The following is a 20,899-nucleotide window of genomic DNA, read 5'->3' as shown; positions in this document are numbered from 1 at the left end:
AAGAATCAGTGGCGACGACCGTCGCCGCTCCCCTCGCGCGTGAGATCCTCGGCCCGCACCGGGGTCGCGTCAAAGCGGCGGCCGTAGGCGCGCTCCTCGATCACGCGCTCGACCTCTTCCTCCGGCAGGTCGGGTGCGCCGTACACCGCGTAAGCGATGCTGCCGTCGTCGCGTTCGCCGACCTGGTGCAGGCGGTAGCGCGCATGGCCGCCGCCGCTGTTCTCGGGATAGTGGACCGGCGGACGTCCGCCTTCCAGGTCCATCTCGCTGTTGTCCACCACGCCACCCACGAACAACGCTCTCATCTTCCACTCTCCTGCAGGACGATGATCGCGAGTCTGGCAGTCGCGATGTTCGCGCAAGGTCAAGCAAACATGGTGCAGGCGCAAACGAGACGCTTGGCAAAGCTGAACAAAAAGAAGGGGCGAGCCGAAGCTCACCCCTTGATGCACACCACCTGGCGCAGCGTATGGACCACCTCCACCAGGTCGGACTGCGCGGCCATGACCGCATCGATGTCCTTGTAGGCGGCCGGCGATTCGTCGATCACGCCGGCGTCCTTGCGGCATTCGACGTGCGCCGTGGCCTCGCGGTGCTGCGACAGCGTGATCTGCTGGCGCGCGGCGGTACGGCTCATCACGCGGCCTGCGCCGTGGCTGCAGCTGTGGAAGCTGTCGCCATTGCCCTTGCCGCGCACGATGAAGCTCTTCGCGCCCATGCTGCCGGGGATGATCCCCAGCTCGCCGGCACGCGCGCTCACCGCGCCCTTGCGGGTGACCAGCAGCTCCTCGCCGCCGTGCTTTTCCTTCTGCACGTAGTTGTGGTGGCAGTTGACCACCATCTTCTCCAACTGGAACTTCGGCAGGCGGTGACGCATCTCGGCCAGCACGCGCGACATCATCGCCTCGCGGTTCTCCCGGGCGTAGTCCTGCGCCCACGACACGGCCTCCACGTAGTCATCGAACAGCGGCTCGCCCTGCATGAAGAACGCGAGGTCCTTGTCCGGCAGGTGGAAGCCGAGCACGCGGTGCTCGAGCTGCCTGCGCGCCTGCTCGATGAAGTAGGTGCCGATCAGGTTGCCGGTGCCGCGCGAACCGCTGTGCAGCATCACCCAGACGGCGTCGCTTTCGTCGAGACAGAGCTCGATGAAGTGGTTGCCACCGCCCAGCGTGCCGATCTGGCAGCCGAGCTTGTCGGTACGGATCCTGCGGTGCTTCTGCTTGATCGTGTCCAGGCGCTGTTCGAGCCCCGACTGCGCGATGCGGGTTGCGATGCCGTCGGGCAGCTTCCAGTGTTCGCCGCCGCGGCCGTTGCCGACCGGCACGCTGCGCTCGATGCTGGAACGCAGCTGCGCCAGACTGTCGGGCAGGTCCTTCGCGCGCAGCGTGGTACGCACCGCGGCCATGCCGCAGCCGATGTCCACGCCGACCGCGGCCGGGATGATCGCGCCACGGGTCGGGATGACCGAACCCACGGTCGCGCCCTTGCCCAGGTGCACGTCGGGCATCACTGCGACCCACGGCCCCACGAACGGGATGGACGCGATGTTGCGCAGCTGCTCGTGGGCTTGCTGTTCCAGCGGCACACCGCGCACCCAGCCCTTGATCGGCGTGGTGCTGCCCTCGGCGTGCAGCAGTTCGAATTGACTACTCATTTCAATCTCCTTATGCCCGCCGCGCTTCGTTGCGCGGCGGGCTGCGTTCTTTCATTCCGTGTTGCACAGCCCGTGTGCGCGCAGTTCACGCGCGCCGAGCTGTCGTTTCGATCGGGCGTACACATCGCGACATCCATAGAGCACATGATCGCCGTGGTAGACCACGCGCCCGGCACCCCGATGGCCATGGGCCACCACGATGCAGCGACGGACTACGTCGGCGACTCCGGGGCCGAAGCCCGCCGCGGGGATCGCCGCGAGATCCACGTCGTACCAGATGCCGTGCAGGCGATGCAGCTGCCGCAGCGGCGTCAGTTCGACTCGGTCCGGCGTCAGCACCTTCGCAGCCTGCAGCACCTTCTCCTGCCGCCGCGCTTGCTCGCGTTCGCGATTGGTGCGCAGCAGCCCGGTTGATGGATCCACGTAGAGCGCCGGCGCCCACCGGTCCGCGAGTGGCGTGGGCTCGCCCCACCTCTTCTGCCAGTGCAGCCGTCCGTCGATGACGGACACGCGCACCGCGACGAAGTCGACGAGGTGCTGATGGATGTGCTGCTGCACCGTGCTGCGCCGATCGATGCCGGCGCAGATCTCCGAGTACACGGCGTCCCAGGGTCTGCCGACCTGCCGGTGCAGGTAGCGTTCCAGGGGCCGCAGGTTCTCGTTGAGATGCCTCCGGTGCTGATGGCGCGACCGCAAGCCTTCCTGCATCGGCGAGCCTTCGTCGAGTGCGTGTGGCGCCCGCTCACGCGCGTAGCTTCCGCCACGCCGGGGGCGCTCCACGATGACCTTGAACATGTCGTTCCGCATGGGTTGTCCTTCGTCCTTGGGGGCCGTGGCAGCCGCGTCCCTGCGGCCACCCCGGCTTGCTACTTCAATGTCACCAGCTGCTTCAGCACGCCATCCAGGCCGCCGAACACGGTGAGCTTGTCGATCTTCTCGGTGACCTTCTCCAGCGCCTCGAGCTCCTTCAGGCGCATCAGCACCGGCGACTCGTCGATCAGCTTCGCGGTGTTGAGCAGGGAACGCGTGGCGTTCGCCTCCTCGCGACGACGGATCACGTTGGCTTGCGCCTGCTTCTCCGCCTGCACCACCGCGTTGAGGATCTCCTTCATCTCGCCCGGCAGGATCACGTCCTTCACGCCCACGCCCAGCACCTCCACGCCGAGGCCGTTCAACTGGCCGCGCACGTACGCAAAGATGTCGGCGTCGAGCGAGGCCTTGTCGCCCAGCAGCTCGTCCAGCGTCTTGGCGGAGACCGCCCTGCGCAGGCCGTACTGCAGCTCGCGGTAGACGAAGTCGCCGACCTTGGCGACCTTGGTGCGCGAGGCCACCACGTCGGTGACGCGGGTGCTCGCGGCCAGGTTCACGCGCAGGCTGACCTTGTCGCGGGTCAACAGTTCCTGGCCCGATACCTCGATCGTCTGCACGCGCAGGTCGACCACATCCACCACCACGTTCTTCCGGAAGTTCCAGAAGGCGTAGCTGCCTGCCGCAAGCGTGCGCTCGAGCTTGCCGTCGATGAACACCAGACCGGCGGACTCCGCCGGCACCTCGGCCACGACCGCCAGCTTCGACAGCGTGCCCAACTGGCGCAGACGACGCGCGACGGCGGCATCCACCTCCAGCGAGGCGAGGGTCACCGCCTGCACCTCGACCTTCACCAGGCCGATCCAGTACAGGCGCCGCGTGCCGGGCGGCAGCACGTCTTCCAGCTTGCCGTTCTTCAGCACCAGGCCGACCTGGTCCACCCCGATATCGGCGCAGACGAAGGTCTCGCCCAGGCGCTCGCCCAGGCCGACGATCAGTGCGTCAACGTCGTGGCCGGCGTATTCCGGCGCGGCGATGTTGAAGGTGCGTACCTCGGTGCGACCCATCGGGTCGAACCAGCGGTACACGCCGGGTGCGAGCACGCGCTCGAACCGACGGTTGCGATACACCAGGCCGCGCTCGCCGTCACCGATCACGACCCTCTTGGTCCAGAACATGGCGTTGTTCTCCTTGTTGGCTCTGGTGGTTCGATCCGGCTTGTCGGCATCGCCGCGGTGGATCGAATCCCGCGACGATGGAAGCCGGCCGCGACATGCGGCTGGCGGAAGAAGGTGGAAACGTCCCTGGACGGAGGCGGTGCGGACAGCCGGCGCTGTCGGCGGAAGCCTCGTGGCGGCGACGCGATCCTGGGATCGCATCGAACGTCTCGCGCATCCGCGTCGAGGGCGCGGTGCCGGCACCGTCCCCGCTGCGGTGTTCCGTCTTCCTGCACTCCATCGCGGGAAGCCGGCACGCCGCACGAGGCGTTTCCTGGGTGGGACTTGCGTCCCGGTGTCATGACGTGACAGGTCAAGTGCCCTTGCAGGCGTTGGAGCGGGAGTCGAACCCGCGACACTCGGTATCTGAAACCGATGCTCTAACCGTCTGAGCTATCCAGAGGTGACGTACCGGAATCGAACCGGCTTGCCCAGCTTTCGCTGGTGCCTAACCATTCGGCCATCGTCATGGGGAACACCATGTCCCACGCTTCGGCATACGCCACGGCAGCGCCGCGCGCACCGGACGGGATACAAACCCGTACCGCTGTAGCGTGTTCGATCGATGCTCCGCATTGCCGGCTGTCGCCAACCGGCAATTCGTGCAGGCGCAGAGCGCCCGTGTGTGGTGTCCATTCCCCGCGCCGCTCGCGTCGAAGCATCACAACGCAGCGCACATGCGCCGGTCGCAGCCGCGCCCCTGCCTCGGGGCGCGCGGACGCGCTACCCGGATGCTCCAGGGCGGAAAGAAACTTCCGTGGTGGAATGGATGGAACCTGGTCGATGCATGCGCATCCTCCGCGAACGCTGAAAACAAAACGCCCCCGGGACGTGCGACCCGAGGGCGTTCGCGTTCCTCGGGAGATCGGGGTGGCCGATCTCCCTGGGAGTCAGCCGGATGTCAGAAGATCAGGTGCCGCGCGCGTTCTATATCGCGCAGGTCGCACCCATTCGCGTGCAGCGCCATGCCGCAGCGCGATGGCTGCAGGGCAAGCTTGCTGTCGAAGGAATAGGCGGGCTTCATGATGAAAAATCTTCTGGTGAAAAAACGGCCACGGGGCCGACGGGCGCGCACGATACGCCGCTTGAATGTGGAGCGCAACACTTTTTTCACTTTTTTTCGAAAGGCCGACAGGCGGCATCAACGAATGGAGCGAAGGGCGTGTCGCTAGAATGGCGTCCTCTTTCTCGTTGCGTGCATGCCGTGGCCTCCCGATTCTCCGATCCCGCCCTTGATGCGTTGATGCTGCCCTTCGCGCAGGGCCAGCTCGCTTGGCCTTCCGGGCCGGTGCTGTTCCTGCGCGCACGCGATGGCGCGGCGCTGAGGCAGTTTCCGCTTGCATCGCTTGTGTGCGAACAGAGTTTCCGTCCCGATGCCGAACTGTTGGAGCGCGCGGGCTTGCGCGTGGTCGCGGATGCCGCGGAAGACGGTGTGCGTTATCCCCTCGTACTGGTGCTGCCGCCGCGACAGCGCGAGGAAGCGCGCGCACTGCTGGCGCGCGCCGTGCAGCTCGCTGCGCCCGGCGGTATCGTCGTTGCGGCGATGACCAACAACGAAGGCGCGAAGTCGGGCGAGGCGGACCTGAAGCAGCTCACGGGTATCGCCGGCACGCTGACCAAGTTCCACTGTCGCACGTTCTGGACGCGGCCGTTGGGCGAGGGCACGGGCGAAGCGCTGCTGAAGCAGTGGTCGTCACTCGATGCGCCACGCCGCATCGAAGGCGGCCGTTTCCTGAGTCGGCCCGGTGTGTTCGCCTGGAATCGCATCGATCCTGCCTCCGCGCTGCTAGTCGAATGCCTGCCGGCCGATATCGCCGGCCATGGCGCCGATCTCGGTGCCGGCTGGGGCTTCCTGTCGCTGGCCCTGCTCGAACGCTGCCCGGGTATCACCGCACTCGATCTCTACGAGGCAGAGGCACGTGCCTTGTCCCTGGCGAAGGAGAACCTGGGCGCGGCGGCCTCCTCCGTACGCATCGATTTCCGCTGGCACGACGTGACCGGGGGTTTGCCGGAGCGTTACGACTTCATCGTCAGCAATCCGCCATTCCACACGCAAAGCCGCGCGGACCGTCCCGACATCGGCCAGCGCTTCATCACGGCCGCCGCGGCCGCACTGAAGCCGGGTGGCCGGCTGTGGCTGGTCGCCAACCGCCACCTGCCGTACGAGCAGACCTTGAACGACAGTTTCGGCGAGATCCGGGTGGCCGGCGAACGCGATGGCTTCAAGGTGATCGCAGCCACCAAGGCGAGGCGCTGAGCGCATGAAGATCGTCAAGCACATCGCCAACCTCGGCTACGGCAGCCGCAAGCAGGTGCAGTGGATGTTCCGCGAGGGCCGCATCACCGATGCCGACGGCGAGGTGTTGTATGCCGACGATCCGGTCGACCACGACGCCATCCGCATCGATGGCGAGCCGCTCGATCCCGCACCTGGACTGGCCATCCTGTTGCACAAGCCGGTGGGCTACACCTGTTCGACCAAGGACACCGGCCGCATCGTCTATGACCTGTTTCCTTCGCGTTTCCGCGATCGTTCGCCGGTGCTGTCCACGGTGGGGCGACTCGATCGCGAGACGAGCGGTCTGCTGTTGCTCACCGACGATGGTGGGCTGCTGCACCGGATCATCTCGCCGAAGGCCAATCTGCCGAAGGTATACGACGCCACGCTGGCGCAGGACCTGCGCGGCGACGAGGGCGCGATCTTCGCCAGCGGCACACTGATGCTGGAATCCGAGCAGACGCCGCTGGCACCCGCCGGTCTGGAGGTGGTGGATCCGCGTCATGCCCACCTGACGCTGACGGAAGGTCGCTACCACCAGGTACGCCGCATGTTCGCGGCGGTCGGCAATCATGTCGAGGCGTTGCATCGCAGCCGTGTCGGCGGGTTGACGCTGGATGGTCTGGCCCCGGGCGAGTGGCGGATCCTCGACGAAGACGATCTGCAGCGGCTGTTCGGAACGGCGGCATGACGACGCCCGTGTCGCTGCTGTTCACGCCGGTGGCGGTGATCTTCGACATGGACGGACTGATGCTGGACAGCGAGCGCGCCATCATCGGCTGCCTGGCGGACGCGGCGCGCGAGCTCGGCCATGACCTGCCCGACGTGCTGTGGCTGTCGATGGTTGGCCACAGCGAAGCGGTGTGCCGGCATCTGCTGGACGAAGCGGTCGGCGAGACGCAGCGCGACCTCATCCTGCAGCGCTCGCACGTGCTCTACGACGCGGTAGTCGCAGCCGGCGTGCCGCATCGCCCGGGTATCCTCGCGATGCTGGATTTCCTGCAGGCTCGCGGCATTCCGCGAGCCGTCGCCACCTCGACGCGACGACCGCTGGCGTTGAAGAAGCTGGAGGCTTCGGGCCTGCTGTCTCGCTTCGATGCCGTGTGCACCAGCAGCGATGTCGAACACCCGAAGCCTGCGCCCGATGTCTATCTGCTGGCCGCCCGTTCGCTCGGCGCCGACCCGACGCGATGCCTGGTGCTGGAGGATTCACCGACCGGCGTGCGCGCTGCGCTGGCCGCCGGCATGTACCCGATCCAGATCCCCGACCTGCTCGAGCCCGATGACGCCGTGCGCGCGTTGGGTCATCTGATCCTGCCATCGCTGGACGATGCACGTTTGCTGCTGGAGCAGCGGCTGGCAGCGCACGCGGATATCTGATGTGGTAGCGACGTAAGTCGCGAAGCCTTTGGCCAGAACTCCGAGGTGTCTCCGGGTAAATCGCTGATGGCGATCGCTCTAGCGCTTGCCATGCTTACCTCTCTCACGGGAGCGTCGGCATGTCGGGATACTCGGAGCTTGGGAAAGGCCGCTTCTCGATGCCGGGTCAGGCCTACCTGGTGACATTCACCACGGTGGATCGCCGTCGGCTGTTCGATCAATCGGATAGGGCAAGCGACGCTTGTCGCGCCATCACGGCAGCTCGGCTCTGGTACCGGTCTCGGCTGTTGTGCTGGGTGTTGATGCCGGACCATTGGCATGGCGTGATCGAGCTTGGGACGATGGACGACCTATCGACCACCGTGCAGCGGTTGAAATCCAATAGCGCCAGGATGATCCGTCGGCACCATCCCGATGCCGGGAGCATATGGGAGAAGGGATTTCATGATCGCTCGTTGCGGAACGGGCCTGCGGTGTTGGCGGCGGCACGTTACATCGTGGCCAATCCGTTGCGTGCCGGTCTTGCGCGAAGCGTGGGGCAATATCCGTGGTGGGATGCGGTCTGGCTTTGATTCTTCCCGCGATGGAGAAGCAAAAGCATCGCGACTCACGTCGCTCCCACGCCCGACATCCCCACACCCGACATCACGGGCTGCTTCGCTACTCGGCGAACAGCTTCTCCCACCCCGCATGCCCCAGCGCATCCAGTGTTTTCACGTTGCGCTCGACGATCACGTCGGGGTCCGGGAAGGCCTCCACTGCGCGGTCGATGCTGGCTTCGCGCAGCAGGTGCAGGGTGGGGTAGGGCGAGCGGTTGGTGTAGTTGCTGATGTCGTCCGGCATGGTGCCGGCGAACTGGTAGTTCGGGTGGAAGCTGGCGACCTGGATCTCGCCCTGCAGGTCGAGCGCCTCGACGGCCGCGTCGGCGTTCTCGAGGAAATCGTTGTAGTCCAGGAAGTCGGCCAGCACGTCCGGATGCACGATCAGCGTGGTGTCGATCTGCTCGGGATCGGTGTCGCGCAACAGCACGAGTTCTTCCGCCAGTTCCTCCAGCAGCGCTTCCGGAGTGCTGGCATCGCTCAGCACGAAGCGGACCTGCTGCTTCACGTACACCGCCTTGGCGAACGGGCACAGGTTCAGGCCGATCACGGCGCGCTCCACCCAGCGGCGTGTCGCGTCGATCGGGTCTTCGGTCGGTGGGATAGGGTCAGCCATGGAGATGCATGAAGAGCGGGGCGGGAAGTCTAAAGGTCGGGAGGCTGGCGTGCTTCTGAAATGCCTGCACCGGATAGTTTTGTTATAGAATAACAGTCGATATGAGCATCGTTGTTTCATGACTGCCCCGCCAGCGCCATCCGCGCGCCTCACCTCGATCGATCAATTGCGCGGGCTGGTCATGCTGTTGATGCTGCTCGATCACGTGCGCGAGACCTTCTTCCTGCACATGCAGGTCTCCGATCCGGTCGACGTCGACAGTGTCTCGCCCCTGTTGTTCGTCTTCCGCCTGGGCGCCCATCTCTGTGCGCCGGCGTTCGTCTTCCTCACCGGCCTGTCCGCGTGGCTGTATGGCCAGCGGCAGCCACGGCCACGCGTGGCGACGGCCGCCTTCCTGGCCAAGCGCGGCGTGTTCCTGCTCGTGCTGGAACTGACACTGGTCAATTTCGCGTGGACGTTCGAGTTGCCGCCGCAGACGGTGTATCTGCAGGTGATCTGGGCCATCGGGCTGTCGATGCTGGCGCTGGCCGCACTGCTCTGGTTGCCCCGGGGCGTGCTGGTGGCGGCCGGATTGGGGGTGATCGCGGGCCACAACCTGCTCGACGACGTCCGTCTTGAGGGTCCCTTCGGGCACGCGCTGTGGTCGATCCTGCATCAGCGCGACTGGATCGTGATTTCCGACGGCGCGCTCAGGCTGCGCACGTCGTACCCGGTGCTGCCGTGGATTGGCGTGATCGCGCTGGGCTATGCCGCCGGGCCCTGGTTCGGGACGACGATGGCGCCGTCATTGCGCCATCGCCGCCTGCTTGCCTGGGGTGCCGCGTCGCTGGCGGTCTTCTTCGTGCTGCGGGCGCTCGATGTCTACGGCGATGCGCCGTGGCACGTGGCTGCCGATCGTGTCCGCACGCTGATGGCGTACTTCAATGTCACCAAGTATCCGCCGTCGCTGCTGTTCCTGGCGTTGACGCTGGGCACGTCGTTGTTGCTGCTGAGGTTGTTCGAGCAGCGGCAGTGGGCGGCGAGGCTGGTGCCCTTGGCGACACTCGGCGGTGCGCCGATGTTCTTCTACCTGCTGCACCTGTACGTGCTCAAGCTGCTGTACGTGGCGGCGGTTGCGACGTGGGGTGCGAACCAGGGCGAGCATTTCGGCTTCGGCCACGCCGGCTGGCTGTTGCCGGTGGCCGTCGCCCTGGCCTTGGCGCTGTATCCGGCGACCCGCGCCTTCGCCCGATTGAAGGCCCGTCGCCGCGACCTGGCGTGGCTGCGCTATCTCTGAGCCGACGGCCTGCCGTCAGTCGCGGAAGTTGTCGAACTGCAGCGGCAGCTCGAATTCGGTCTTCTTCAGCAGTGCGATGACGTCCTGCAGGTCGTCGCGCTTCTTGCCGGTGACGCGCAGCTTGTCGCCGTTGATCTGCGCTTCGACCTTCAGCTTGGCGTCCTTGATGGTGCCGACGATCTTCTTGGCCAGCTTCTGCTCGATGCCCTGCTGGACGGTGATCTTCTGGCGGGCGCCGGCGAGATTGGTCTCCACGTCGCCGAAGTCCAGGCAGCGGGCGTCGATCTGCCGCGCGATCAGGCGCGCGCGCAGGATGTCGGTCATCTGCTTGAGCTGGAAATCGCTGGGCGCGGACTGGGTGATCAGTTTCTCTTCCAGCACGAACTTGGCGTCCACGCCCTTGAAGTCGAAGCGGGTAGACAGTTCGCGGTTGGCCTGGTCCACGGCGTTGGTCAGTTCGTGGACGTTGACTTCGGACACGACGTCGAATGAGGGCATGGGGGAGATCCTGTAGCGGGGCGCGGAATTCTACCGTGTGTCGGGAAGCGGCATCCCGTCTGGCGAGATCTGCCGGCGCGAGGAGCGCGCCACCTGGGCGAGGCGACGGACGCTCTCGCAGATCAGCAGCGGGACGATCCAGCTGCACCACAGCAGGGTCGCGATCAGGGTGGGCGACGGCGCCAGGCCGCCCGCAATGGCGACGGGCAGCGACAGGCGGAAGATGACCGGGGCCAGCGTCACCGCGTAGTTGCGCGTCATCCAGCGCTGGTGCCGGTCCACCGCGCCACGGCGGATCGCGATGAGGCCGGTCAATCCGGTGGTGAGCCAGGCCAGTGCGGTAGCGGCGAAGGCCAGGCGGATCGCGAACGGCGCCGGCGAGGTGGCGATCAGTCCTGTGGCACCGGCCGCGGCCACCAGCATGCCAACCAGGTAGGCGCGGCCGGTCAGGCGATGCAGGCGCGGATGGCGCCTGCGCCATTGGGTCAGGAACTGCACCGGCCCAAGCAGCACGGTGGTGAGGCCCCCGGCGAGATGCATCCACAACCAGCCTCGGCGTGTCATGAACATGCCGTAGGCGTCCGAATCGAGATGCCGGTACTTGCCGTAGGCGGCGAGCAGGAACTCGAGACTGGCGATCGCGAGCAGCAGCCACAGCACGGCCCAGGCCAGGCGGACGGCGAGGCGCGCGCGCGGCGACGCACTGCGAGGAGCGATTCCGGTCATCGGCCTGCCTGAGGGTGGGTGCGTGCAGCGTAACGCACGCCGGCGGAGGCGATAATGGCGCATGCCCACTGCCCGTCCCTCGCTCGCCTCCGCCGTCCTGCTGATGCTGGCTGCCGTGCTCATGTTCGCGCTGATGGATGCAGGCCTGAAGCTGCTGTCCGCGCACTATCCGCCGCTGCAGGTGGCGGCCCTGCGCGGCCTGTCCTCGCTGCCGCTGGTGACGCTGTGGGTGCTGGCGACGGTACCGGCGCGCACGCTGCTGCAGGTGCACTGGCCGTTGCATCTGTTCCGCGGCGCGCTGGGCGTGGCCATGATGGCCGGCTTCGTCTATGGCCTGCGCACCATGCCGCTGTCCACGGCGTACGCGATCACCTTCGTCGCGCCGCTGCTGGTCACCGCGATGGCCGGGCCGCTGCTGAAGGAAAAGGTGGGTGCGGCGCGCTGGATCGCCATCGGCATCGGCCTGGTCGGGGTGCTGGTGATCCTTCGGCCGACCGGCGAAGGCATGCTGACGGGCGGCGGCCTGGCGATCCTGATCGCCGCCGTCTGCTATGCGATGGGCGCGGTCACCGTGCGCATGCTGGCGCAGCGCGACAGTACCCAGGCGATGGTGTTCTGGTTCGTCGTGCTCCTGTCGCTGGGGGCATGGCTGCTGGCGCTGCCGACGTGGAAGTCGTTGCAGGCCGCGCATGTCTGGATCATCGCCGGCGTCGGCATCTCCGGTTCGCTGGCGCAGGTGGCGCTGACCGAAGCCTTCCGCCGTGGCGAGGCCTCGCTGATCGCGCCGCTGGAGTACACCGCGTTGCTGTGGGGCGTGCTGCTGGACGTGGCGTTGTGGTCGGTACTGCCGGACGGCGTCACCTGGATCGGCGCCGGCATCATCGTGGCGAGCGGCCTGTACCTGTTGCGGCGCGAAAAGGTCCACGTCGAAGCCGAGCATCCCTGACGCGCGTTACGGCATGATGCAGGTATGCCCATCGTCCTTGTCCTGCTGTTCGTCTTCCTGTTGCTCGCCCTGTGGGCACTGCTGCTGCCGCTCTCGTTGTGGCAGCGGTATCGCTACGGCCGCGCACGACGCATGGCACGGCCCTGGCTGCTGACGTTCAACGCCTGGAGTCTGCTGGTCTCGGTGGCGATCTTCGTCGCGGTCAGCGCGTTCGGCCTGTTCTGGTGGCCGGACAGCCTGGTCGGTGCGGGTGCGGGTCTGCTGGCGGGCAGCGTGCTCGGTCTGCTCGGCGTGTGGCTGACGCGCTGGGAGGTGGCGCCGCAGGGCGTGTTCTACCAGCCCAATGCCTGGCTGGCGCTGCTGCTGGTGGCCATCGTCGCCGGCCGCATCGTGTGGGGGACGGTGCAGATGGTGCAGTACTGGCAGTCGGAGCGTGTGCCGGCGACGCATGCGCTGCTGAGCGGACATGGCAGCCTGCTGGCGGTGGGTGGCCTGTTGCTGGGCTACTACCTGGTCTATGCGTGGTGCGTGAAATGGCGCGTCGCCCGTCTTGGGCGGCTGCGCGGCTACAGCGCGCGCTGATCGCCTGCGACCGGACAAAGAGGCGGCGGACCCGGAGGCCCGCCGCCGTATCGACGCGCTGACGCGATGGATCAGAAGCGCGCGCCGATACCCACACCCACGACCCACGGGTCGATCGTCAGTTCTTCGCCAGTGCCCTGGCCGCCGACGCGCACGCCGGCGTCACCCTTCATGTAGCGCGCATCGGCACGGGCAAACCACGTCGGGTTGATGTTGAAGTCCATGCCTGCCGTGGCCATGGCGCCCTTGGCGGTCTCCAGACCCACGTGGGCACCATCACCGCCGATGCTCTCGTTGCTGAAGTTGGATTCGTAATAGCCCAGGCCCACGAACGGGCGCATCACCCTGTCGGGCGTGCCGAAGTGGTACTGGCCGCTCAGCGCGATCGGCTGCTGGTCGACGGTGCCGATCTTGCCCGGACCATCGGCCTTGACGCGGTGGTTGAACTTGTCGGCGGCACCCCACAGTTCCACCGCCACGTTGTCGGTGGCGTACCAGCTGGCGCTGATCACGGGGGCGACATCGCCATCGATCTTCAGGCCAGGCGCCGGATCGCGATCGGGCTTGAGGATGGCGGCGCCGCCGACGACGGCGAAACGCTTGCCGGAAGCATCGGATGCCGTATCCGCGCTCGCGTCCTGCGCAAAGGCCGGAACGGCGATGAGGGAAGCCAGGGCAATCGTGAGGGTTCGAATGGACGTCATGCAGGAATCTCCTGTTCTGTTTTCTTATATCCCTGACGGATGATGCGATGCGTGATGCGTCGTGGCCGTCAGGGCGAGCGCACCGTAACCAGCCGCGCATGAATGCCCACTACGCCGCGACGTGAACCGATCGACAATGCAGCGGAATCGATGGGTCAGCAGGTGCGCATTTCACGGTGTCTGCATGACGCTGAGCGCGATGGCCGCAATCGTTCAGCGGCGTGTACCCCGTGCGCGGGCATCGCAATGCATGACGCGGCCACGCGGCTGCGCTACTGTTCGCGTAACACGGGGTGGTGACCATGGCGAGCAGCAAGGCGAAGACGGTCGACGAGTACCTGGCGGAGCTGCCGGACGACCGGCGCGCGGTCGTGTCGGCCGTTCGCGACCTGGTCAACCGGCACATGCCCGAGGGGTATGTCGAAACGATGAGCTGGGGCATGGTCAGCTGGGAGATCCCGCTGACGCGCTACCCGACCACCTATAACAAGCAGCCGCTGTCGTACGTCGCGCTTGCGGCGCAGAAGCAGTACTACGCGTTGTACCTGACGACGTGCTACGCGAACTCCGTGCAGGACGTGGTATTGCGCAACGCCTACGCGGATGCCGGGAAAAGGCTGGACATCGGCAAGAGCTGCCTGCGGTTCAAGGCGCTGGACGACCTGCTGCCCGACGTGATCGGCAGCGTGATCGCATCGACGCCGGTGGACGCGCATATTGCACACTACGAAGCCAGCCGCGCACGGACGTGACCCGCATGCCCCCTGCCAAACGCAAGCCGCGCACCGGACGCGCCCAGACGGAGCTGCCTGTCCCCGGCAGCCATCTGACGATGGCGGACCTGGCGAAGGTGGCCGGCGTCTCCGCGATCACCGTCTCGCGCGCGCTGCGCGACAGTCCGCTGGTCAATGCCGAGACCCGAGAGCGGGTGCGGCAGGTGGCGCAGCAATACGGCTATGCGTTCAACGTGAGCGCACGCAACCTCAAGCTCCGCCGCAGCATGACGGTGGCGGTGGTGGTGGAAATGAAGCCGACCGTGGAGCGGCAGATGTCCGGCCCGTATCCGCTCGACCTGCTGGGCGGCATCACCCAGGAGCTCACCTCCACCGGCTACAGCGTGCTGCTGACGTCGCTGCAGGGCGGCTCGTTGCCGAACGTGCAGGCGGCCGACGGCGTCATCCTGCTCGGCCAGGGCGCGCACGAGGACGCCATGCACGCCGTGCAGCGCTGGGGGCGGCCGATGGTGGTCTGGGGCGCGGTGAGCCGGCACGAATCGCAGGTTGTGGTGGGCAGCGACAACCAGCGCGGTGGCGCCCTGGCGGCGGAGCGTTTCATTGCGCTCGGCCGGCGGCGTCCCGCCTTCCTCGGTGATCCGGCGCACGGCGAGTTTGCCGAGCGGCTGGAAGGCTTCGCGGGCGCATTGGCGCGGCATGGCATCACCCCGCTGACGCCGACCGTCGGCAGCTTCACCGTCGGCGCCGGTGCGGAAGCCGTGCACGCACTGCTGGAAGCACATCCGCAGGTCGATGCCCTGTTCGCCGCCAGCGACCTGCTGGCCATCGGCGCGATCCGTGCGCTGATCGAGCGCGGCCGTCGCGTGCCGGAAGACGTCTCGGTGATCGGCTACGACGACACCCCGCTGGGGGCCACCTACGTACCGCCGCTGACCTCGGTGCACCAGAACTTCATCGATGCGGGCGTGCTGCTGGCACGCAAGGTCCGGGCCCTGATCGAGGGCGAGGCGGCCGCCTCTGAGACCCTGCCGACCCACCTGGTGGTCCGCGCGACCTGAGCGCTGGAGGGTGCTGCATCGCAGCGTCCACCCGGTGGACAGTCGTGGCCACCGCGTGCCGGCGATTCCGAAGCAAGTCATTGAACAGCATGATCTTTCCGCGCGGACGGAAAGGCGTCCGACCGTGCATTCGCTGAGTCCGAGCGTGACCTGACATCGATAACTTGACATCGATAACAACGACTTCTAGCTTGCCTCCGCCCCGGGCTGCCCGCCCGGGAAGGATTGGGCCAGCACGGGGATGTCGGTGGAAGATCGTTCGGAAAAGGCAGGAGCAATGGCTGCGCAGGAGCGTCAGGGTCCGATGGACCCGTGGCGGCTCACGCAGCGGGGCTTCGACGCGGCACGCGCCGCGCATGACGAGACCCTGTTCGCGCTGGCGAACGGCACCCTGGGCGTGCGCGGTGCGCTGGAGGAGGGCGACAGCGCCAGCGACGGCACGTTCCTGTCGAGCGTGTACGAACGGAACCCGATCCATTACCACGAGCGCTTCCCGGGGTTCACCCGCAGCACCGACACCCGCGTGCCGGTGGCCGAGGGCAAGCACATCCGGCTGCAGCTCGGCGACCGGCCGCTTCGCCTGTCCGAAGCCGAATGGCTCGACTTCGAGCGCACGCTGGATCTCGAGGCCGGCGCCCTGCATCGCCGCCTGCGCCTGAAGACGCCGCAAGGCCACACGCTGGAGATCACCGCGCAGCGCGTGGTGCCCTTGGCGGAACGCGCACTGCTGGCGATCCGTTTCGAAGTGGCCTCCATCGACTACGCAGGTCCGCTGACGCTGGCTTCGTCCATCGAGACCGGGCGCCAAGCGGTTGAGCAGGGCGACGATCCGCGTATCGGCGTGCACGGTGGCCAGGACCTGCTGGCGTCGGACGAACACGCCGATGCCGACGGCGCGCGGCTCGCGCAGCGCACGCACCACAGCGCCATGACGCTGGTCTGCGCGCAGCATCATTCTCTGTCCGACGGCCTCGTCTTCGAAGGTGCGGCAACCGGAGCAGGCCGCGTCGAGCAGCGCTTCGTCGCCACGCTGCAACCGGGCGCGTCGGTGGTGATCGAGAAATTCGTTGCGTACGACGATGGCAACGGCACCGCCGCCGATGGCGTGGATGTGGTCCTGACGCGCGCAACATCGGCTGGTTTCGAAGCCATCGCCGCGGCCCAGGCCGAGACGATGCAGGCCTTCTGGCAACGTGCCGGCCTATCGGTGGACGGCGATCCCGCGGCGGAACTCGCGCTGCGCTTCAACCTGTTCCACCTGCTGCAGTCTGCGGGTCGCGACGGCATCACCGGCACCGCCGCCAAGGGCATCACCGGCGAAGGCTACGAAGGCCACTGCTTCTGGGATACCGAGGCGTTTGTGCTGCCGGTGATGGCGTTCACCGCGCCGGACGTGGCCCGCGCGATGCTGATGTACCGCTACCGCACGCTGGACGGCGCGCGCGACACTGCGCGTGCGATGAACCATCCGCGTGGTGCGCTGTATCCGTGGCGCACCATCGCCGGTCGCGAGTGTTCCGCGCACTATCCCAGCGGCTCGGCGGCGTACCACATCAACGCCGCCATCGCGTACGGGATCGGGCTTTATCTCGACGCCAGCGATGATCTCGACTTCCTCAGCGAGGCTGGCGCCGAGATTCTTTTCGAGACCGCGCGCATCTGGCCGCAGGCCGGGCATTTCAATCCGCGGCTCGGCGGTGCGTTCTGCATCCATGAAGTCACCGGGCCGGACGAATACACCACCCTGGTCAACAACAACTGGTACACCAACCGCATGGCGCAGCGGCATCTGCAGCGCGCCGTGGACGCGTGGTCGAGGCTGTCCGCCGAGCGGCCGCAGGCGCTGGACGCGCTGGCGTCGCGCATCGGGCTGGACGCGGACGAAGTCGCGCTATGGCAGCGCGCCGCCGACGCCATGTACCTGCCGGTCGACGCGGTGCTGGGCATCCATCCGCAGGACGACGATTTCCTGGGGAAGCCGCGCTGGCCGTTCGCCAAACGCGAAGGGCCGCACCGTCCGCTGCTGCTCGACTACCACCCGCTCACGCTGTACCGGCATCAGGTCTGCAAGCAGGCCGACGTGGCGATGGCGCTGGTGCTGGCCGGCGACGGCATCGACGCGGGTACCAAGCGACGCGACTTCGACTACTACGAAGCGGTGACGACGCACGATTCCACGCTGTCGGCGCCGGTGTTCGGGATTCTCGCCAGCGAAGTGGGCCAGGACGAAAAGGCATGGCGCTACTTCGACGCCAGCCTGCGCGTGGACCTCGATGATCTGCATGGCAACACCGACCACGGCGTGCACATGGCCGCAATGGCAGGTAGCTGGCTGGGTCTGGTGCAAGGCTTTGGTGGCCTGCGCGTGGCGGCGGGTCGGCTGCACTTCGCGCCCACGCTGCCGGCCGCATGGACCGGTTACGGTTTCAACCTGCGCTGGCGCGGCTGCGCGCTGCGGGTGGACGTAGAGGCGCGAGGCGTGCGCTACCGGCTGGACGAGGGCGACGTGCTTACCTTCCGTCACGGCGGCAGCGACGTGATGCTGACGCGCGAGCGCGAAACCGTGCTGCCGCTGGCCGTACCCGCGCCGCCGAAGGCGACGTTCCCGCGGGCCTGCGATGCGCTGGTCTTCGACTTGGACGGCGTGCTGACCGATACCGCGCACACGCATTACCGCGCGTGGAAGCGGCTGGCCGACGAGATCGGCGTGCCGTTCGACCTGCAGGTCAACGAGCGGTTGAAGGGCGTGGACCGCATGGCGTCGCTGGAGATCATCCTCGAGCGTGCATCGCGTACGTATTCCGCCGACGAGAAGCGCGCGCTGGCCGATACCAAGAACGGCTACTACGTGCAGGAAATCGCCAGCGTCGGTCCGCAGGACCTGTTCGACGGCGTGCGCGAGGTGCTCGACGCCGCCCGCGCAGCCGGCCTGAAGCTGGGGCTCGCCTCGGCCAGCCGCAACGCGCCGGCATTGCTCGACAAGCTGGGCATCGCCGACTGCTTCGACTACATCGCCGACGCCGGCCGCATCGTCCGCGCCAAGCCTGATCCGGCGATCTTCTTGGATGTCGCCGCCGCACTGGGCGTGCCGCCGCACCGCTGCATCGGCGTGGAAGATGCAGCCGCCGGCATCGAAGCCATCCATGCCGCCGGCATGGCGGCCATCGGCATCGGCGATGCGCGCGTACTGCGCCACGCGGATGCCGTGATTCCCCGCATCGCCGATTTCGATCTGAGGACGTTCGTTTCGCCTTGACCGCACGAGGCCACAGAAGCCGCGGCGTCAGCCTGTCACTACAACAACAAACGCATTACGTGGAGGGAGAGACCATGAAACACAGCAAGCACCCGATGCGCTACGCCCTGTCGGCCGCCATCGCGATGGCGCTCGCGCCGACGCTGGCCGCCGCCCAGGACGCCGCTCCGGCGGCGGCGAAGGACGACGCGACCACGCTGGACGCCGTCGTCGTCAGCGGCACGGCCAAGTTCAAGGGCCTGCGCAAGCGTGACGCCAGCTTCTCGATCAGCACCGCGACGCCCGAACAGATCCAGGAAACCGCGCCCACCAGCACCGCCGACCTGCTGAAGATCGTGCCCGGCGTCTGGGCCGAGGCCAGCGGCGGCGGCACCGGCGCCAACGTCTTCGTGCGCGGCATGCCGTCCGAAGGCGATGCGCCGTTCTTCACCCTGCAACTGGACGGCTCGCCGATCTTCCCGCCGCCGACGCTGTCGTTCCTCGAGAACACCACGCTGTTCCGCATCGACGACACCATCGCGCGCGTCGAAGGCCTGCGTGGCGGCCCCAGCCCGATCTACTCGAACGGCCAGCCGGGCGTCACCGTCAATTTCATCCAGAAGAAGGGCGAGGACACGCCGGAGGGCCTGGTACGCATGACGCTGGGCACCGACAGCCTGCGCCGCGTCGACTTCTACAGCGGCGGCCCGCTGAGCGCCGACAGCGGCTGGTACTACAGCGTCGGTGGCTTCTACCGCGAGACCGACGGCGTGCGCCAGACCGGCTTCCCGGTGGAGAAGGGCGGCCAGCTGAGCGCGACGCTGACCAAGCGCTGGGCCGAGGGCGAGTTCAATTTCTACGCGCGCCACACCGACGACAAGAACACCTTCTACACCGCGGTGCCGCTGGTCTCGCGCAACAACGGTGAGGACATTTCCAGCTTCCCCGGCCTGGACGCCACCACCGGCACGCTGGTCGGCGACGATTTCCGTCGCGTGACGCTGCCGACCGGTGTGGGCAACCAGACGATGACGCGCGACCTGGCCGATGGTCGCGGCGTGGACATCGACGTGTTCGGCGGTTCGCTGGACTGGTACGTGGGCAACTGGACCATCAGCGACAAGTTCAATTACATCAAGGGCGACGCGCCGACCTATGCGCTGTTCACCGGCGCCAATCCGCAGACGCTATCGTCCTACATCACCGACACGTACGGCGCGGGTGTGACCGGCACCGGTACGTTCGTCAATGGCGGCGGCGCGGTCGATCCGAACCAGCAGGTGCTGACGGCAGGCTTCTGGGTGGTGGAGAAGGAGATCAGCTCGTTCACCAACGACCTGCGCTTCAGCGTCGATCTGACCGACAGCAACTCCCTGACCTTCGGCGTGTACTACGCCGACTACTCGTCCAAAGACCGCTGGTGGCTGGGCAACAACATGCTGCTGACGGCACAGGACAACGCCCGCCGGGTGAACCTGGCGCTGTCGGACGGTCGCGTGGCGACGCGCGATGGTTTTGTCGGCAACGCGTTCTACAACATCCGTGGCGACTATGACGGCCAGAACACCGCCTTCTTCGTCGCGGACGAGTGGACGGTCAACGATCGCATCCGTCTGGATGCGGGCGTGCGCTACGAGCGGCAGGAAGTGAACGGCACGGTGTGGGATCCGATCACGGTCGACCTGGACGGCAATCCGAACACGCTGTATGACAACGCCACGTCGGTTTCGACCACGCCGCGCAGCATCGACCAGAACGACAGCGACGTGTCGTGGACGGCGGGCCTGAACTACACGCTCAACGACAACGTCAGCCTGTTTGGCCGGGTCAACTCGGGCTTCACCTTCCCGCAGTTCGACAACCTGCGCGACGGCGCCAACAACAAGACGGAGATCGACCAGTACGAGCTGGGCCTGAAGGCCGGCGGCGAGACGTACGAGATGTACCTGACCGCGTTCTTCAACGATTTCACCGGCCTGCGCTACCAGGCGTTCGACAATAACGGCAACAACGTCGTGATCATCGGCGACTCGAAGGCGCGCGGCCTGGAGTTCGAGGGTGCGTGGCGTCCCGCCGGCGGCTTCGAACTGGCGTGGAACGCGACCTGGCTGCGCGCCAAGTACGGAGATTTCGCCACCTACGACGGCAACCAGGTGGTGCGCCAGCCGAAGTTCCGCGCGCGGCTGACGCCCAGCTACTACTGGTCGCTGCCGTGGGGTGATCTGAAGGCGTTCGCCACCTACACGCACGTCGGCGACCGGTACTCCGATCCCGCGAACGGCCAGGTGCTGCCGTCGTACGACACCTGGGACATCGGTGCCAGCGCGCACGTGGGCGACCACTGGGAGTTCACCTTCTCCGGCCGCAACGTGACCGACGAGATCGCGCTGACCGAGGGCAATGCGCGCGTGCTGGGCAACGCGACCAGCGGCGGTGTGTTCATGGGCCGTCCGCTGGAAGGTACGTCGTACCAGGCGTCCGTCGCCTACCGCTGGTGAGGTACCGCGGCCCACGCCTGCGTGGGCCGTCGTCCGCCGTCGCGCCGTCTCTCCCGGCGCGGTGGCGGATACTCTTTCCGATATGGATGGA

The 20,899-nt window shown here is 67.0% G+C and carries 20 protein-coding genes and 1 tRNA gene; 11 read left to right on the top strand and 10 right to left on the bottom strand.

All coding sequences use genetic code 11. From position 1 onward, the window contains the following. Positions 1-5: 5 nt before the first annotated feature. The 6 genes from IB230_RS15960 to IB230_RS15935 all read right to left on the bottom strand — a co-directional run bounded on the left by IB230_RS15960 (position 6) and on the right by IB230_RS15935 (position 4,792). The gene (locus IB230_RS15960) at positions 6-305 is read right to left on the bottom strand and encodes a hypothetical protein (RefSeq protein ID WP_192273763.1); all 300 of its coding nucleotides are present in this window, start codon (positions 303-305) and stop codon (positions 6-8) included. A 131-nt stretch (positions 306-436) separates the two neighbouring features. Beyond that, on the bottom strand, positions 437-1,654 hold the full coding sequence (locus IB230_RS15955; RefSeq protein ID WP_192273762.1) for an RtcB family protein: 1,218 nt from the start codon (positions 1,652-1,654) through the stop codon (positions 437-439). A gap of 51 nt (positions 1,655-1,705) precedes the next feature. After that, complete coding sequence (locus IB230_RS15950) at positions 1,706-2,461, bottom strand: hypothetical protein (protein WP_192273761.1); 756 nt, start codon at positions 2,459-2,461, stop codon at positions 1,706-1,708. A 59-nt stretch (positions 2,462-2,520) separates the two neighbouring features. Next, positions 2,521-3,639, bottom strand: coding sequence for a slipin family protein (locus IB230_RS15945; protein WP_192273760.1), 1,119 nt, complete (start codon positions 3,637-3,639; stop codon positions 2,521-2,523). A 372-nt stretch (positions 3,640-4,011) separates the two neighbouring features. Beyond that, positions 4,012-4,077 (bottom strand) — tRNA-Leu (locus IB230_RS15940). Positions 4,078-4,579: 502 nt separating this feature from the next. Further along, a complete protein-coding gene (locus IB230_RS15935) occupies positions 4,580-4,792 on the bottom strand; it encodes a hypothetical protein (protein WP_192273759.1) in 213 nt (70 codons plus the stop codon). A 129-nt stretch (positions 4,793-4,921) separates the two neighbouring features. On the opposite strand from IB230_RS15935, the gene IB230_RS15930 reads away from it, so the two are divergent. The 4 genes from IB230_RS15930 (at position 4,922) to IB230_RS15915 (ending at position 7,908) form a co-directional block, all read left to right on the top strand. After that, the gene (locus tag IB230_RS15930) at positions 4,922-5,935 is read left to right on the top strand and encodes a class I SAM-dependent methyltransferase (protein ID WP_192273758.1); all 1,014 of its coding nucleotides are present in this window, start codon (positions 4,922-4,924) and stop codon (positions 5,933-5,935) included. Between the two features lie 4 nt (positions 5,936-5,939). Beyond that, the gene (locus tag IB230_RS15925) at positions 5,940-6,647 is read left to right on the top strand and encodes a pseudouridine synthase (RefSeq protein WP_192273757.1); all 708 of its coding nucleotides are present in this window, start codon (positions 5,940-5,942) and stop codon (positions 6,645-6,647) included. Further along, positions 6,644-7,336 (top strand): HAD family phosphatase, encoded by a 693-nt coding sequence (locus IB230_RS15920; protein ID WP_192273756.1) that lies wholly within the window; start codon positions 6,644-6,646, stop codon positions 7,334-7,336. The genes IB230_RS15925 and IB230_RS15920 overlap by 4 nt, the downstream gene beginning before the upstream one ends. Before the next feature lie 119 nt (positions 7,337-7,455). Further along, positions 7,456-7,908 (top strand): transposase, encoded by a 453-nt coding sequence (locus IB230_RS15915; protein WP_192273755.1) that lies wholly within the window; start codon positions 7,456-7,458, stop codon positions 7,906-7,908. A gap of 88 nt (positions 7,909-7,996) precedes the next feature. On the opposite strand, the gene IB230_RS15910 is transcribed toward IB230_RS15915, so the two are convergent. After that, complete coding sequence (locus tag IB230_RS15910; protein ID WP_192273754.1) at positions 7,997-8,551, bottom strand: DUF1415 domain-containing protein; 555 nt, start codon at positions 8,549-8,551, stop codon at positions 7,997-7,999. A 118-nt stretch (positions 8,552-8,669) separates the two neighbouring features. On the opposite strand from IB230_RS15910, the gene IB230_RS15905 reads away from it, so the two are divergent. Continuing rightward, entirely contained in the window at positions 8,670-9,827 is a 1,158-nt protein-coding gene (locus tag IB230_RS15905; RefSeq protein ID WP_192273753.1) for a heparan-alpha-glucosaminide N-acetyltransferase domain-containing protein, read from the top strand. Positions 9,828-9,842: 15 nt separating this feature from the next. On the opposite strand, the gene IB230_RS15900 is transcribed toward IB230_RS15905, so the two are convergent. Both IB230_RS15900 and IB230_RS15895 read right to left on the bottom strand, forming a co-directional pair. Next, positions 9,843-10,325, bottom strand: a complete 483-nt coding sequence (locus tag IB230_RS15900; RefSeq protein ID WP_192273752.1) for a YajQ family cyclic di-GMP-binding protein — start codon at positions 10,323-10,325, stop codon at positions 9,843-9,845. A gap of 30 nt (positions 10,326-10,355) precedes the next feature. After that, complete coding sequence (locus tag IB230_RS15895) at positions 10,356-11,051, bottom strand: DUF2306 domain-containing protein (protein ID WP_192273751.1); 696 nt, start codon at positions 11,049-11,051, stop codon at positions 10,356-10,358. 61 nt (positions 11,052-11,112) lie between these two features. Between IB230_RS15895 and IB230_RS15890 the strand changes: the two genes are divergently transcribed. Both IB230_RS15890 and IB230_RS15885 read left to right on the top strand, forming a co-directional pair. Next, positions 11,113-11,997, top strand: coding sequence for a DMT family transporter (locus IB230_RS15890; RefSeq protein ID WP_192273750.1), 885 nt, complete (start codon positions 11,113-11,115; stop codon positions 11,995-11,997). A gap of 24 nt (positions 11,998-12,021) precedes the next feature. Beyond that, positions 12,022-12,579 (top strand): DUF1453 domain-containing protein, encoded by a 558-nt coding sequence (locus tag IB230_RS15885; protein ID WP_192273749.1) that lies wholly within the window; start codon positions 12,022-12,024, stop codon positions 12,577-12,579. A gap of 71 nt (positions 12,580-12,650) precedes the next feature. Here the strand turns inward: IB230_RS15885 and IB230_RS15880 are convergent, their stop codons facing one another. Further along, the gene (locus IB230_RS15880; protein ID WP_192273748.1) at positions 12,651-13,283 is read right to left on the bottom strand and encodes an OmpW family outer membrane protein; all 633 of its coding nucleotides are present in this window, start codon (positions 13,281-13,283) and stop codon (positions 12,651-12,653) included. A 302-nt stretch (positions 13,284-13,585) separates the two neighbouring features. Here IB230_RS15880 and IB230_RS15875 point away from each other — a divergent pair, with 302 nt between their 5' ends. The 4 genes from IB230_RS15875 to IB230_RS15860 all read left to right on the top strand — a co-directional run bounded on the left by IB230_RS15875 (position 13,586) and on the right by IB230_RS15860 (position 20,808). After that, on the top strand, positions 13,586-14,035 hold the full coding sequence (locus IB230_RS15875; RefSeq protein ID WP_192273747.1) for a DUF1801 domain-containing protein: 450 nt from the start codon (positions 13,586-13,588) through the stop codon (positions 14,033-14,035). A gap of 5 nt (positions 14,036-14,040) precedes the next feature. Next, positions 14,041-15,075 carry a LacI family DNA-binding transcriptional regulator gene (locus IB230_RS15870; protein ID WP_343227336.1) on the top strand — a complete coding sequence of 345 codons (1,035 nt, stop codon included), beginning with the start codon at positions 14,041-14,043 and terminating at the stop codon, positions 15,073-15,075. 304 nt (positions 15,076-15,379) lie between these two features. Next, positions 15,380-18,331, top strand: coding sequence for a beta-phosphoglucomutase (gene pgmB, locus IB230_RS15865; protein ID WP_225589538.1), 2,952 nt, complete (start codon positions 15,380-15,382; stop codon positions 18,329-18,331). A 74-nt stretch (positions 18,332-18,405) separates the two neighbouring features. Beyond that, positions 18,406-20,808, top strand: a complete 2,403-nt coding sequence (locus tag IB230_RS15860) for a TonB-dependent receptor (RefSeq protein ID WP_192273746.1) — start codon at positions 18,406-18,408, stop codon at positions 20,806-20,808. Positions 20,809-20,899: the final 91 nt, after the last annotated feature.

Source organism: Pseudoxanthomonas sp. PXM01 (genome assembly GCF_014851815.1).
Lineage (GTDB): Bacteria > Pseudomonadota > Gammaproteobacteria > Xanthomonadales > Xanthomonadaceae > Pseudoxanthomonas_A.
This window is presented reverse-complemented; position numbering and strand designations above follow the sequence as displayed.